Raw genomic sequence first — 14758 nt, 5'->3', positions numbered from 1 at the left:
CCCTTTACCCAAGTGGTATATTCACAAGTAAAAAAGCCTCAACATTTCTGTTGAGGCTTCGTTATAAATGGTGCCGACTGCCTTGGATTTGCCGAACTGCTGCTCTTATACTGGCTACTGATTCAATCAGTCAGCCGATTCTTTAGCTAAATTTTAGACGAAAAAAAACCTCGATATAATCGAGGTTTTTTAATGGATGGTGCCGACTGCCGGAGTCGAACTGGCGACCTACTGATTACAAGTCAGTTGCTCTACCTACTGAGCTAAGTCGGCACTAAATGCGAATCGCATAATATCATCTTCATTTTAAAAAACAAGTCAATATTACACTTTTTTATTCTTTCCAAATTTTGGTGCCCGAACCCGGAATTGAACCAGGGACACGAGGATTTTCAATCCTCTGCTCTACCGACTGAGCTATTCGGGCAATGGAGCGCTATTTAATAGAACTTAGGCCGATCCGTCAACTGTTTCGCTCGGTTTAATCAAAAAAATACCCCTTAAGCCTATGTGTTGTCTGATTAACCAGCAATCCGTGTGTTTTGTTGACGTTTACTGTGTTAGTTGACGAAAATGACCGTTTACCTCGGATACATAGTTTTTTATATCGCCTCGAGATTGAGCATTAGTGAAACTTTGGTAAACCTCGTACGAAGATAAGCCATTTATTATCTTCAATGCTTCTTTTTTGTTCTTCGAGAATGTCTGCAGCATGTTTTTTGGCCCAGCAATATAACTTGCTAGCATCGCATAGTAACGAGATTTTGGATTGTTAATATCTTTAAGATACTGTTTATCTAATAAATTTAAATAACTAACGCCAATATCGAGGTTGTTACTGTTATCAAAAAGCCAGTTTGGTTGAGGCTTAAAGGGATATTTTTTTTGCTGATGAAATACATCTTGGCCAATAGAGTCTGATATTTGCATCAGACCAATGCGATTACTGCTCGTTAACGCATAAGGATTAAATAAACTATCAACTTGGATCATCGCTGTGACTATATTGGGGTCAATATCATAACGTTGTGCAGCTTGATTAATCTTGGCTTGATAGCGCTGCATACGTACTTTAGTGTGATTGCTGGTTAGTGCGAAGGTAACACTGTTGACGCTATTGCCATTAATCGTTACTTGTTTGCGCTTATGCTGAATAAGGTAGTTGGCATAACGAGTGGCACGCCAATGCCATTTTATGACTTTGCCATCACTGTCTTTTACTTGTTGATAAAGAAAGGGTAAGCCTTTAATTTCAGCTGCGTAGCTGGTGTAGAAATCTGTGTACATAGGCTGCTGAGGTGCGAGCAGCGTGTATTCAATGGCTTGTTTGAGGTATTGCAGACTATTTTCTTGTGCTAAGGTCTCGACGCGAACATGGCCTTGTTTGAAGTCAATAATCGCTCGGCTACGATAGTCGTTAGTATATTTAATATAACGGTAATTGCTTGAAAATGCGTTGCTGCTATTACCCCAGAGGTTGGTAACTTGGTTACGGTAATTGTGTTGCAAGGTATTGAGTGCGGTCGTGTCTTTATCGTTGGCGTGTTCAGTTTTGGCGCGATAGTTCGGTTGTTGATAAGAGAGGCGCTCTAATGCTTGAGTGGTATTGTTGAGACTGGCAAGTTCGACAGAGTGTTGATAATCACTCATCGAGCAGGCGGTTAGTACACTGCAGCTGACAGCGATTAATAAGATACGGAATATAGCCATATGGTTGATTAATTCTTTGGGTTGAAACTTGCCTAGCGCTTGAGTATCACACTAGGCAATGGATTAGGCTTTAGGGGTAAAACCGTCAATGATTACGTCTTGACCTTCAAATAGGTATTTGACCATTTCTTGTTCTAGATATGTGCGGTCATCTTCATCCATCATGTTTAATTTCTTTTCATTCAGCAACATAGTTTGTTTTTGCTGCCATTCAGACCATGCCTCTTGGGAAATATGATCAAAAATACGCTTGCCTACTTCACCTGGATAAAGTTGAAAACGTAAACCTTCCGCTTCTTTTTGTAAGCGAGTGCAGAAAACCATTCTAGCCATGTTATGCCTCTCTCAATGCTTGAGATGTTAATAATTTTTTAGTTGCAGCTGCTAATCCCACAGTTGCCGGTTGCTCTATGTTATACCAAAGAGTACCTTGCGATTCCATTATTTGCGTACTTGTTGTGGCATTTATTTCCACTAACAAAGGGCTGATATCAAGATGGAAGTGGCTAAAAGTATGTCTAAAGCCAACTAATTCTTGGCTGCTAAACGCACTGATGCCAAATTGTGCCAGCTGCTCTTCAAGCGATATATTTTCATCGCGTTCAGGGAAACACCATAATCCGCCCCAAATACCCGTTGGTGGCCGCTGTTGTAAACACACTGTCGAGCCTTGTTTTAGCAATAACATTTGTACGGTTTTTACTGGGATCGTTTTTTTCGGTTTTGGTGTTGGAAACGCAGTTGGGGTGCCCATTGCTAACGCTTTACAGTCTTTGTTTACCGGGCAAATATCACAATTAGGTCGGCTTCGAGTGCAAACCGTCGCGCCAAGATCCATCATCACTTGGTTATAATTGGCGACTTGCTGGTGTGGTGTTAATTCTTCAGATAACGCCCATAGGGTATTTTCTACCGATTTTTTACCATACCAACCTTCAATTGCGCCCCAGCGGGTTAATACCCGTTTGACGTTACCGTCTAAAATTGCATGAGGTTGATCTAATGACAATGATAAGATGGCGCCTGCAGTGGAGCGGCCTACACCAGGTAGTGCCAGCACTTGTTCGAATTCGGTTGGGAATTGTCCTTGATATTGGTCTCGAATTAACTGTGCTGCTTTATGTAAATTTCGGCCTCGTGCGTAATAACCTAACCCAGTCCATAAGTGCAGCACTTCATCGATGTGAGCGTTGGCGAGATCGGTAACCGTTGGGAATTTTGCCATGAAAGTAGTGAAATAAGGGATCACCGTACTGACTTGAGTTTGCTGCAGCATCACTTCACTTAACCAGGTTGGGTAAGGTTCGTGGTATTGTTGCCAAGGCAGGTTTTTACGGCCGAAGTCTTTAAACCAAGCAAGTACCCGTGGGGCAAATGTGTCTTTATTATTGTCTAATAGCGATTTCATCGGGTATTTTTAGCAAATGTGGGGAGTTTAGAGTGAAATTATGCCACACAAAACTTGCCAAATTCAGCTATCTTTGGATAATGCCCGAATTAGCAGATAAATTTATAAAGTTTATGGCGATTAAACTGTCATAACGGCGACTGGATAAAAGATGACTGAACATAAAAGAATAGCTGAACCTGAATTAACAGAAGATGGTAAACGAATCCGTAAAGTGAGAAGTTTTGTTTTGCGTGAAGGACGTTTAACTAAAGGCCAGGAAGCCGCTATGAAAGATTTTTGGCCAACGATGGGTCTAGACCATGACATGGGACTACTCGATTTTGCTGAGGTTTTTGGTAACGATAACCCAGTAACATTAGAAATTGGTTTTGGTATGGGCGCGTCTTTAGTCGAGATGGCCGCTAACTCTCCAGAGAAAAACTTTATCGGTATCGAAGTGCATTCACCCGGTGTTGGCGCATGTCTAATGGCTGCTGGTGAACGTGGCGTAACAAATTTACGCGTATTCTGCCACGATGCTGTTGAAGTATTAGCTGATTGCATCGCTGACGGCAGTTTAGGTGGCATGCAATTGTTTTTCCCTGATCCTTGGCACAAGAAGCGCCATCACAAACGCCGTATCGTGCAAGCTGAATTTGCAGAAAGTATTCGCCAAAAACTTAGCTTAGGTGGTATCTTCCATATGGCTACGGACTGGGAAAACTATGCCGAGCATATGATTGAAGTAATGGCTGTTGCACCAGGTTATGAAAATACCGCAACAGAAGGGCACTTTGTGCCACGTCCAGACTGGCGTCCATTGACTAAATTCGAACAGCGTGGTCACCGTTTAGGGCACGGCGTTTGGGATATTATTTATAAACGTACTAAGTAATTCGAGGTAATAATGGCTACAAATCGTAATCGTCGTCTACGTAAGAAACTACGTGTAGATGAATTCCAAGAGCTAGGTTTTGATCTTTCTTGGGATTTCGCTGAAGGCACAACTGAAGAGCAAATTGACGCTATCTTAGATGGTTTAATTGCTGATGTTATCGATCCAAATAAATTGGCGTTTGCTGCTGATGGCAACTTGCAATGGGACGGTATGATTTGCACTGAGACCCACGGCAAATGTACTGAAGAACAACGTGAACAAGTGAAAACTTGGTTAGAAGCAAAAGGTGTTCAAAACCTAATTGTTAGCCCGTTATTTGATTTGTGGTACGGTGAATAAGGCGAATAAGCCCACTCACTAGTCACTAAAACCGACTGTTCTTTAAGTACCATTACTTACCCAGTCGGTTATTTGTTATCTTACTTCGACGCTCGATAACTTACTATTTTTCCACTTTTGTTCCCGCTTTCTACAGCACATCGAACACCCCATTTTAAATAGGTTATTTATGCTTTCTAACGCATCTTTAGAAGAACTGCTCGACGTCGTTCGTCCGTTAATTGGTGAAGGCCATGTTGCCGATTACATTCCTGCGTTAGCGAACGTAAACCCCAACCAGTTGGGTATTGCTGTGTGTATGGCCAACGGGGAGGTGTTTACCGCTGGTGATGCTACGGCGCGCTTTTCGATTCAAAGTATCTCGAAAGTATTTGCATTAACGGCGGCGTTAACGCGTTTTTCAGAAGATGAATTATGGACCAGAGTGGGTCGGGAACCATCTGGTCAGGCATTTAACTCGCTGATTCAGTTGGAGTTTGAAAAAGGTAAACCGCGTAATCCGTTTATTAATGCGGGTGCGTTGGTGGTTGCCGATATGCTGCAAAGTCGACTCTCTGCGCCGCGTCAGCGCATGCTGGAATTATTACGTAAACTGGCTAATTCTACCGATATTTATATCGATTATGATGTCGCTGATTCTGAATTTGAGCACATGGCACGGAATGCCGCGATTGCTTATTTAATGAAATCACACGGTAATTTTAACAATGATGTGGAAACGGTATTACAAAGTTATTTTAGTTATTGTGCGATTAATATGAATTGCGTTGAATTGGCGACAGCATTCTCGTTCTTAGCAAAAAAAGGTTTACCTTGCCATCGTAATAAAGGGTTGGTGAGTGAACGCTGTACCCGACGTTTAAATGCGCTGTTGGCGACTTGTGGTTTATATGATGAATCCGGTGACTTTGCGTTCCGTGTTGGTATGCCAGCAAAAAGTGGTGTTGGTGGCGGTATTGTCGCGGTAATACCTGGACAATTAACGGTTTGTGTGTGGTCGCCAGAACTGAATGAATCTGGTAATTCATTAGTAGGTACTGCAGCATTAGAATTATTCAGTGAGCGTTTTGGCCATTCAATTTTCTAACGATAACCTGCTCGTGATTGGCTAAATACAGCTTAAAATGACAAAGGGGGCGCAATAATTAATTATTGCGCCCCCTTTTATTCTCTACAGACTATTTGCAGCACAGACTGTCGTCAAGGCTAATCGCTGATTAGATAAATAGATCAAATAAGCTGTTTAAATAACGATGGCCCAGTTTAGTCACTTGCCAATGGCTGTCAGTTTCACTGAGCAAGCCTTTCTGGATGGCGGTATTAATTTGTGTATTGATTACCGCTAATGGTAATCCGGTAAAATCACAAAAGTCCTGCTTTGGTGTTGCTTCAATTAAGCGAAAACGATTCATGAAGAATTCAAATGGCAGTTCGTCTTGCTCGACCACATGCTCATTGTCTAAAAAGGCTTTATCAGCGTCCATATAACCGCGTGGGTGCTTTATTTTGCTACGACGGAATATCTGACCTGTTTCAGGGTTGGTAAGCTTACCGTGAGCGCCACAGCCAATGCCGATGTAATCACCAAAACGCCAATAATTTAAATTGTGCTGACATTGTTTGCCTGCTTTGGCATAACCGGAAATCTCATATTGCTGATAACCAGCGTCACTCAATAGGGCATGGCCTTGTTCAAAAATATCCCAAAGAATATCTTCATCCGGTAAGGTTGGCGGTTTAGAGTAAAACTGGGTGTTCTGCTCAATGGTTAATTGATACCAAGACAAGTGTGGTGGGGCTAATTCTACGGCTTTGTTTAGATCGTACAATGCATCATTCAGGTCTTGATGTGGCAGGCCATGCATCAGGTCTAAATTGAAAGAGTTAAGCTGTGATTGCGTGGCAATGTGGGCTGCTCTAATCGCTTCATCTGGATCGTGAATACGGCCTAATAAATTAAGTTTTTCAGCTTGTAAGCTTTGCACGCCAATCGAAATGCGATTAATACCGGCAGCGACATAGCCATGAAAACGATCGGCTTCAACAGTGCCTGGATTGGCTTCCATAGTGATCTCTATGCCATCACTAAATGGGATCATCGCTTCAATCCCGTTAAGGATTTTAGCAATACCTTCAGCACTAATCAGGCTTGGTGTACCGCCACCAATAAAGATTGAATGTAACGATCGTTGGAATACGCGTGGTAACTCACTGCGTAGATCTGCGAGCAGATCCTGAATGTATTCATCTTCAGGGATCTTACCTTTTTGGGTATGTGAATTAAAATCACAGTATGGACATTTCTGCACACACCATGGGATATGCACATACAAACTTAATGGCGGTAGTCGCATTGGCAATGTTGAATGAGTTGCTAGGCTGCTTTCGGTAGTCGTCATTATTGCGCTGCTAATCGAGTTTGTTGTTCGTGCATCGCGGCGAACAATTTAGTCAGGGCTTGACCACGGTGACTGAGTTCGCTTTTACGTTGCTTGGTTAATTCGGCAGATGTACAGCCTTCAGATTCAACAAAGAAAATAGGATCATAACCAAAGCCATCTTCACCACTTGGCTGTTCGGTTATCACGCCATCCCAGCTGCCGTGACATACTAATGGGGTTGGATCTTCGGCATGGGTCATGTAAACCAATACGCAATGGAAACGTGCAGTACGCTGGGCTGTTGGTACGCCTTTTAATGCAGCTAATAACTTCAGCAAATTATCACGATCGCTAGCATCAACACCGGCATAACGCGCAGAGTAAATACCCGGTACACCTTGTAAGGCATCAACCGCTAACCCTGAATCATCTGCAATCGCGGGTAAACCTGTTAGCGTTGCTGCATGTTTAGCTTTGATTATGGCATTTTCAATAAAGGTGGTACCTGTCTCGTCGGCCTCGACAATATTGAAATCACTTTGTGGAAGTACTTCAAGACCAAACTCAGCAAGCAGTGCTGACATTTCACGAACTTTGCCTGGATTACCAGTAGCGAGAACAACTTTAGACATGGTGCGCCTTTATTATTGATTAAAAGTGAATTTAAAATACGATAAATTATATTGGGTCAGGTTATACAGGATCGACGATCATGGATAAAGCCTAATCAACATAAAACTTCTGTTGGAATTTTAGTTCTTGAGTTTGCGTTCCGCTACTTAAGGTTACCTGGATACGGTAAGTTTCTTCGTTACGATGTGGCACTTCTGCAATGTAGTAAATGGCATTTTGTTCGCGAATTTCACGTACCTCTAATTCACGGACATTGCCGAGTAAATTACGCGCGGTGACGGTCATTGTCACGGTTTGGGCTTTTTGAGTATCACTATCTAATACTGAAATATTGATAATACCTAAGTATTTACTACGGTCGATATCATAATTCGAGGCGACGTCAGCAGTTAAGAAGGTACTTGGAAAAGCAATGTAATGAACATCCCAATCGCCGAGCTTTTGCATTTGTTCTGCGCTGGCATTGGCTGAACATAATAACGTCAAGCTGAGTAATAAAGATTTAAATAATGAAGACATGTTCGCTCCTTAAAGGTTAATGCAGAGACTGGCTCTGCATTAATAGAGGGGTAACTAGAATGGAATACCGGTTAGATCGCCAATTAAAATTTGTAAAAATTGTAGGCCTAAAATAGCCACTAACATTGATAAATCAAGACCGCCAATTGCCGGGATAATACGACGGATTGGCGATAAAATTGGTTCGCTCAGCTGTGATAATACTAATTCAACCGGGCTACTACCTTGGCTAACCCAGCTCAAGATCGCACGTAAAATAAGTACGTAAAATACTAGGCTAAAGCATTGTTTAAGTAATTTGATTGCCGCTAAGATTAATACATCTTGAACTGGTGCCACAGCACCAGTTTGCAGTCCAAACAAGGTATAAATCATTACGCAAGCCACGGCATAGGCAAATACCACCGACGCCAGGTCCAAACCACCAATACTTGGGATAAGACGACGTAATGGTCTAACAACCGGTTGCGTTGCTTTGACAATAAATTGGCTCATTGGATTATAAAAATCGGCACGAGCCATTTGTAACCATACACGTAGTAGTATGATAAGGATGTACGTTTCAAATAAAATACTGACCAAAAAGTTAGCCGCGTTCATAAATTACCCTTCAAGTTAATTGCTAACTGCTTATTTGAATGAAGCAGCTGCGAGTCAGATTATATACTCCACAACATTATGCTGCAGAGTTAGTGCATTAAAAGAGTTTTTGCATTTGTTCTGCGCGCGTGACTGCTGCTTGCATTGCGGTATTGACAGTCTCGCGCAGGTTTTGTTCTTCAAAAGTACGGATCGCTTCAGCAGTCGTACCACCTTTTGAGGTTACATTTTGGCGTAGTGTGGCTAAATCAATATGTGGATTCTGGATGACTAATTCTGCTGAACCCGCCGCCGCTTGCTGGACTAATTCTCTTGCTTGCTGTTGGCTGAAACCCATGCCGATAATACTTTCTTGCATCGCTTCCATAAACAGGAAAAAATAAGCCGGTGAACTACCCGTTGCAGCAATGATGGTATTTAAATCAGCTTCGTTATCTACCCAACACGTTTTACCTACTGCGGTCATAATTTGATCGATGGTTTTGATATCGTTATCAGATACTTCTGGCGATGGGAATAGACCTGTCATGCCTTTTTGGACCAAGGCTGGGGTATTTGGCATGGTACGCACAATTGGCTGGTTGTCAGCGAGTAAACTCTGTAAACGTTCGACAGTGATGCCTGCGGCTACTGAGACAAATAACTTGCCACGGTAATTGCTACTTTGCTCGGCAAGGTGAGAGCAAACATCCGCCATTAATTGTGGTTTTACTGCGAGAATAATAATATCTGCGGCAGTCACGGCAAAGTGATTGTCTTGAGTGGTGTTAATGGCAAATTTTTCTTCTAATACATCTAAGCGTGTACGTGTCGGACTGGCCGCATAAATTAATTCTGCAGGGTAACCATTTGTGATCATGCCGCCGATAAGGCTGCTGGCCATATTTCCTGCACCAATAAAGGCGATTTTTTTATTCGTGATCATTACTGTTTAATTCCTTATACGTGATTATTACTGTCTAATTCCATAGACACGGAGTGATCAGCCGCGGGCACCAAAAATGGCAGTGCCAACACGTACCATGTTGCTACCTTGCGCAATAGCCAGTTCCATATCGTTGGTCATGCCCATCGATAGCGTATCTATGTGGTTATATTGGTGCTGAAGTGATAAATACAACGATTCAAGCTGGTTAAATTGTGATTTTAGCTTGTCGAGATCATCGGTTTTTTCTGGGATCGCCATGATCCCGCGTAATACCAAGTTGGGTAAATTAGTCACTTGCTCCGCTAGCAGGCGTGCTTGCGCTAAGTCAGCTCCTGATTTACTGTCTTCAGCACTAATATTAACTTGAATGCAAACATTCAGTTTCGCCATATCAGTAGGACGTTGATCATTCAGTCGCTGTGCCACTTTCAAACGGTCGATACTTTGCACCCAATCAAAATGCTCGGCGATTGGACGGGTTTTATTCGATTGGATAGGGCCAATAAAATGCCACTCAATATCGTCGTAATGACCGTCTTGCTGCAGGTGAATAATTTTTTCTACGGCCTCTTGCAAGTAGTTTTCACCAAATTTACGTTGACCGAGTGCGTAAACCGCCATCACTTGTTCCACGGGTTTGGTTTTACTTACTGCAAGCAGGTTAATTTCACTACTTTTTTTAAAAGATGTGCTTGCCGCGTTTTCAATTTGAGTCAGAACCTGTTGTAATCGTATCGATATAGTATTCATGATGTTACTTGCAATGAGGTTAAAAAGAATATGGATGTTACAGAGCTACTTACATTTAGTGTAAAGCATAATGCGTCAGATCTACACCTTTCTTCGGGTGTTCCTCCGATGATCCGTGTGGATGGTGACGTACGTAAAATTAACTTACCAGCTTTTGACGCTAAACAAGTACATGCGCTGATTTATGACATTATGGATGATAAACAGCGTAAAGACTACGAAGAACATTTGGAAGTCGATTTTTCTTTTGAAATTAATAACGTTGCCCGTTTCCGTGTTAATGCATTTAATCAACATCGTGGTCCTGCTGCCACCTTTCGTACTATTCCCAGTGAAATAAAAACCATGGCAGAGTTAAATGCGCCAGATATCTTTCATGATTTTGTGGAACTGCCACGTGGTTTAGTATTGGTGACTGGGCCGACTGGTTCGGGTAAGTCGACAACACTCGCGGCAATGATAGATCATATTAATGAGCACCAGCATAAGCACATTTTGACTATCGAAGATCCAATTGAGTTTGTCCATCAAAATAAAAAAAGTTTAGTTAATCAGCGTGAAGTACACCGTGATACCAAGAGCTTTAATGCCGCATTACGCTCGGCGTTACGTGAAGATCCTGACATCATCTTAATCGGTGAAATGCGTGATTTAGAAACTATACGCTTGGCGTTAACCGCCGCTGAAACCGGCCACTTGGTATTTGGTACCTTGCATACCACATCAGCAGCGAAAACCATTGACCGTATTATTGATGTATTCCCTGGGCCAGAAAAAGACATGGTGCGTTCGATGTTATCGGAATCATTACGCGCGGTTATTTCACAAACCCTATTAAAACGTACTGGTGGTGGGCGTGTTGCCGCGCATGAGATCATGATTGGTACCCCCGCTATTCGTAACTTGATCCGCGAAGATAAAGTCGCGCAGATGTATTCGGTGATCCAAACAGGTATGATGCATGGCATGCAAACATTAGACCAGTCATTACGTGAATTGGTCAACATGGGGATTGTCACCAGCGAAGAAGCGCGTATTAGAGCTGTTGATCAACAAAGTTTTTAAGGATGAATAACATGGGAATGCTACCACAACTCTTCAGTGCGATGAAAAAACTCGAAGGTTCTGATATGTATATTTCTGCTGGTATTGCACCAACAATTAAAGTGCACGGTTCATTACGTGCTATATCAGAACACAAATTAACGGCGGAGCAATCGTTAGCCTTGGTAAAAGAAGCCATGTCTGATGATGAGTACGCTTCTTTTCGTCGCACCAAAGAATCTAATTTTGGTATTTTCATGCCGGATATTGGGCGTTTCCGTGTCAGTGCATTTTGGCAATTAGAAAAAGCCGGTATGGTTATCCGTCGTATCGAAACGGATATCCCGGCGATGGATGAATTATACCTGCCTGCAGTGTTAAAGCAGACGGCATTAGAAAAACGTGGTTTAGTGCTGGTCGTTGGCGCCACGGGGTCGGGTAAATCAACCACTCAAGCAGCAATGGTGGGTTATCGTAATCAGAACTCATCGGGGCATATCTTGACCATTGAAGATCCAATTGAGTTTGTCCACGAGCACCAAAGTTGTATCGTCACTCAGCGTGAAGTCGGTATTGATACCGAGTCGTTTGAAGATGCACTTAAAAGTTCATTACGTCAGGCACCTGATGTGATCTTAATTGGTGAGATCCGTTCGCAAGAAACGATGGAGTTTGCGTTGGCGTTTGCTGAGACCGGGCACTTATGCATGGCGACGTTACATGCCACTAATGCTAATCAGGCCATCGACCGTATTTTGCATTTAGTACCGAAAGAGAAGCATGCACAGTTGTTATATGACTTGTCGCTTAACTTAAAAGCCATCGTCGCCCAGCAATTAATCCCTGTTCAAGGTGGTACCAGTCGTCGAGGTGCATTTGAGATCTTGCTCAACAGTCCTTTAGTCAGTGAGTTAATTCGTAAAAATGAGCTACATAAGATTAAAGAAGTGATGACCAAATCTGTCGAGCTGGGCATGCAAACTTTTGACCAAGCATTGCTAGCGCTTTATAACAGCAATATGATTAGTTATAGCGAAGCACTGCACCATGCTGATTCAGCCAATGATTTACGTTTAATGATTAAATTAAATCAAGGTCAAGCGGGTAGTGATAGTATGCTTGATGGTGTGACGATAGAAGCGCTGTAATCACTCGCATATAATGCAAATCATCTACATATAATAGTAAACCGCAGTTTAGAGAAGTAAGGAAGAGTTATGTTAATAGTGGTATCTCCGGCAAAAACCCTCGATTTTGAAACGCCGCCTGTAACTGAGCAGTATAGCCAAGCTGACTTAACCATACATTCGGCTGAGCTGATTGATGTTTGTCGTCAATTAACACCAATGGCTTTATCTTCATTGATGAAAATCAGCGATAAGTTAGCTGGATTGAACGCTGCCCGTTTTACTGAGTGGACGAGTGAGTTTACCCCAGAGAATGCGAAACAAGCTGTATTAGCCTTTAAAGGTGACGTATACACAGGTCTAGATGCCGACACCTTTACTGCTGATGATATGGCATTTGCTCAGCAGCACTTCCGTATATTATCGGGCTTGTATGGCCTGTTACGACCGCTTGATTTGATTAAAGCGTATCGGTTAGAAATGGGTACTAAGCTCAGCAATGGACGTGGTACTAACTTGTACCAATTTTGGGGTGATATCATTACCGATAAAGTCAATGACACACTTGCAGCCCAAGGCGATAAAGTATTAATTAATTTAGCATCAAATGAGTACTTTAAAGCAGTGCAAAAGAAGCGTCTAAAAGGGCAAGTGATCACGCCAGTCTTTAAAGACTGTAAAGCCGGTAAGTTCAAGATTATTAGTTTCTACGCCAAGAAAGCCCGTGGTTTAATGGCTCGTTACATTATTGATAACCAACTGACGGATGTCGACCAGTTAACGGCATTTGATACCGATGGTTATTATTATTGCGCAGCAGAATCAACCGATATTGAATTAGTCTTTAAGCGTGATGAAATCTTTAAATAACGACAACACGTAATAAGGCTTAATAAAAAGGGATATTCACATGAATATCCCTTTTGTATCTGCAGATTAGCGACTTATGTAACTTATGTTACTAGGTCAGAAATTAAGTCAGGAATTAATCCCAGCCGTTAGCTTTCTTCTTACGGAATCTAATGGATGGGATGATTAATCCAGCAATTAAACCAGCCGCAAGAATTAGTGCCCCAAGAATAATGAAACGATGTTGTTCATCTTCTTGTTTAGTATCTAAGCGTGTTGATAGTTGCTCATTTTCTTCTCGTAAGCGTACTGCTTCATCTGTTAATGCTGTGTTTTCAGCAGTTAGAGAGGCAATGTTATTTGCTTGCGCCGCGATTTCGGCTTCTTTTCCTGCCAGCTTATCACGATTCGAATCGGTCAATCCGGCAATCGCAGCCGAATTTTTGCTATTGATTTTCGCTAATGCTTGTTTGGTTTTCGCGAGTTCAGCTTGTAACTTCGGGGTGCGGATCTTCAAGCTCACTTGACGAGAAAGTGAACTACCGTCAATCCAAGCCGTTTTGTTCTTACTGGTTGTGATTTGCACATAGTTAGAACTCGCATTGGTCTGTAAATAGGTCACAGCTTCACCGGCTTTGATGGTGCCTATAATGCGGTATTGAGTACCCGGACCTGAATGCATAAAAATAGATACATCATCACTGATATAACGTGTTTCTTTCGCAAAGCTCGATAAGCTAACGAGTGTCAGCAATGAGGCTATAATGAGTTGTTTAATTTTCACAAGTTGTCCCGTAGACGAAATATTCTGATAAGCATAGTAAGTATAAAATTGAATTTCGACAAGCTTCAGATGCTATTTTATCGTCATAAAAATAGAAATTTAGTTGATTTACAAAAAAGGCCATCAATATGTTGATGGCCTTCAAAAAACAATATAAACAATTACACTACAAAGATAGCTTCTAAGATCTTGTAGAAAATAATCGCTAATAATGCACCCGCTGGCAGTGTTACTACCCAAGATACAACAATTGTTCTAACTACATTTAGGTTCAAGGCCGCGATACCACGCGCCATACCCACACCCAACACGCCACCTACAAGGGTTTGCGTTGTTGAGATTGGTAAACCTGAACCTGAGGCAATAACAACGGTCGTTGCTGTTGCTAACTGAGCAGCAAAACCACGACTTGGTGTTAGTTCAGTAATACCGGTACCAACAGTGGACATTACTTTATGCCCCATCGTTGCTAGACCGATAACGATACCTACACCACCCAGTGGTAAGATCCACCACGTTAGCTCAGCTTTCTCGGCAATTTCACCACCGTGTTCAACGATAGACACAACTGCGGCCAGTGGACCGATCGCGTTTGCTACGTCGTTTGAACCATGGGCAAATGCCATCGCACAAGCAGTTACCACCATTAATAATGCAAATATTTTTTCAACATTGGCAAAGTGCATCTTTCTGTCCGCTTTGGGATCGATTTTAATTCGGTTAATAAAAATCTTGCCGACACCTGCAATTATGGCACCGATAATCGCTGCTAGAATAAATGCTTCAAAGGTAGAAAAATGCAAACC

The 14758-nt window shown here is 42.2% G+C and carries 17 protein-coding genes and 2 tRNA genes; 6 read left to right on the top strand and 13 right to left on the bottom strand.

Going from position 1 to position 14758, the window contains the following annotated elements; translation table 11 throughout:
* Positions 1-197: 197 nt before the first annotated feature.
* From QNK26_RS16005 to mutY, 5 genes are all read right to left on the bottom strand, one after another.
* Positions 198-273, bottom strand: a tRNA-Thr gene (locus QNK26_RS16005).
* A gap of 78 nt (positions 274-351) precedes the next feature.
* Positions 352-427, bottom strand: a tRNA-Phe gene (locus QNK26_RS16000).
* 125 nt (positions 428-552) lie between these two features.
* On the bottom strand, positions 553-1710 hold the full coding sequence (locus QNK26_RS15995) for a murein transglycosylase domain-containing protein (protein WP_319224884.1): 1158 nt from the start codon (positions 1708-1710) through the stop codon (positions 553-555).
* Between the two features lie 63 nt (positions 1711-1773).
* Positions 1774-2043, bottom strand: a complete 270-nt coding sequence (locus QNK26_RS15990) for an oxidative damage protection protein (RefSeq protein ID WP_319224883.1) — start codon at positions 2041-2043, stop codon at positions 1774-1776.
* 1 nt (position 2044) lies between these two features.
* Positions 2045-3118, bottom strand: coding sequence for an A/G-specific adenine glycosylase (gene mutY, locus QNK26_RS15985; protein WP_319224881.1), 1074 nt, complete (start codon positions 3116-3118; stop codon positions 2045-2047).
* Between the two features lie 151 nt (positions 3119-3269).
* Here mutY and trmB point away from each other — a divergent pair, with 151 nt between their 5' ends.
* From trmB to glsB, 3 genes are all read left to right on the top strand, one after another.
* Complete coding sequence (trmB, locus tag QNK26_RS15980; RefSeq protein ID WP_319224880.1) at positions 3270-3995, top strand: tRNA (guanosine(46)-N7)-methyltransferase TrmB; 726 nt, start codon at positions 3270-3272, stop codon at positions 3993-3995.
* Between the two features lie 12 nt (positions 3996-4007).
* Positions 4008-4337, top strand: coding sequence for a YggL family protein (locus QNK26_RS15975; protein ID WP_319224879.1), 330 nt, complete (start codon positions 4008-4010; stop codon positions 4335-4337).
* Positions 4338-4506: 169 nt separating this feature from the next.
* A complete protein-coding gene (glsB, locus tag QNK26_RS15970) occupies positions 4507-5424 on the top strand; it encodes a glutaminase B (protein ID WP_319224877.1) in 918 nt (305 codons plus the stop codon).
* Positions 5425-5554: 130 nt separating this feature from the next.
* Here the strand turns inward: glsB and hemW are convergent, their stop codons facing one another.
* The 6 genes from hemW to QNK26_RS15940 all read right to left on the bottom strand — a co-directional run bounded on the left by hemW (position 5555) and on the right by QNK26_RS15940 (position 10148).
* Positions 5555-6691, bottom strand: a complete 1137-nt coding sequence (gene hemW / locus QNK26_RS15965; protein ID WP_319224885.1) for a radical SAM family heme chaperone HemW — start codon at positions 6689-6691, stop codon at positions 5555-5557.
* 44 nt (positions 6692-6735) lie between these two features.
* The gene (locus QNK26_RS15960) at positions 6736-7350 is read right to left on the bottom strand and encodes an XTP/dITP diphosphatase (protein ID WP_319224876.1); all 615 of its coding nucleotides are present in this window, start codon (positions 7348-7350) and stop codon (positions 6736-6738) included.
* 91 nt (positions 7351-7441) lie between these two features.
* On the bottom strand, positions 7442-7870 hold the full coding sequence (locus QNK26_RS15955) for a DUF4426 domain-containing protein (protein ID WP_319224874.1): 429 nt from the start codon (positions 7868-7870) through the stop codon (positions 7442-7444).
* 54 nt (positions 7871-7924) lie between these two features.
* Entirely contained in the window at positions 7925-8470 is a 546-nt protein-coding gene (locus QNK26_RS15950; protein ID WP_319224873.1) for a YggT family protein, read from the bottom strand.
* Between the two features lie 97 nt (positions 8471-8567).
* Positions 8568-9395, bottom strand: coding sequence for a pyrroline-5-carboxylate reductase (proC, locus tag QNK26_RS15945; protein ID WP_319224872.1), 828 nt, complete (start codon positions 9393-9395; stop codon positions 8568-8570).
* A 57-nt stretch (positions 9396-9452) separates the two neighbouring features.
* Positions 9453-10148, bottom strand: a complete 696-nt coding sequence (locus tag QNK26_RS15940) for a YggS family pyridoxal phosphate-dependent enzyme (protein WP_319224871.1) — start codon at positions 10146-10148, stop codon at positions 9453-9455.
* 30 nt (positions 10149-10178) lie between these two features.
* On the opposite strand from QNK26_RS15940, the gene QNK26_RS15935 reads away from it, so the two are divergent.
* The 3 genes from QNK26_RS15935 to yaaA all read left to right on the top strand — a co-directional run bounded on the left by QNK26_RS15935 (position 10179) and on the right by yaaA (position 13189).
* Complete coding sequence (locus QNK26_RS15935; protein ID WP_319224870.1) at positions 10179-11213, top strand: type IV pilus twitching motility protein PilT; 1035 nt, start codon at positions 10179-10181, stop codon at positions 11211-11213.
* Positions 11214-11224: 11 nt separating this feature from the next.
* Complete coding sequence (locus tag QNK26_RS15930; protein ID WP_319224869.1) at positions 11225-12340, top strand: PilT/PilU family type 4a pilus ATPase; 1116 nt, start codon at positions 11225-11227, stop codon at positions 12338-12340.
* A 69-nt stretch (positions 12341-12409) separates the two neighbouring features.
* The gene (gene yaaA / locus QNK26_RS15925; RefSeq protein WP_319224867.1) at positions 12410-13189 is read left to right on the top strand and encodes a peroxide stress protein YaaA; all 780 of its coding nucleotides are present in this window, start codon (positions 12410-12412) and stop codon (positions 13187-13189) included.
* Positions 13190-13304: 115 nt separating this feature from the next.
* On the opposite strand, the gene QNK26_RS15920 is transcribed toward yaaA, so the two are convergent.
* Together QNK26_RS15920 and QNK26_RS15915 are read right to left on the bottom strand one after the other, a co-directional pair.
* A complete protein-coding gene (locus QNK26_RS15920; protein WP_319224866.1) occupies positions 13305-13952 on the bottom strand; it encodes a TIGR04211 family SH3 domain-containing protein in 648 nt (215 codons plus the stop codon).
* Between the two features lie 161 nt (positions 13953-14113).
* A partial coding sequence (locus QNK26_RS15915) for an inorganic phosphate transporter (protein WP_319224865.1) occupies positions 14114-14758 on the bottom strand: 645 nt, incomplete at its 5' end.

This window comes from Moritella sp. (assembly GCF_033791185.1).
Taxonomy (GTDB): Bacteria; Pseudomonadota; Gammaproteobacteria; order Enterobacterales; family Moritellaceae; genus Moritella.
The sequence above is the reverse complement of the archived record's forward strand: the minus strand, read 5'-3'. Positions and strand labels throughout refer to the sequence as shown.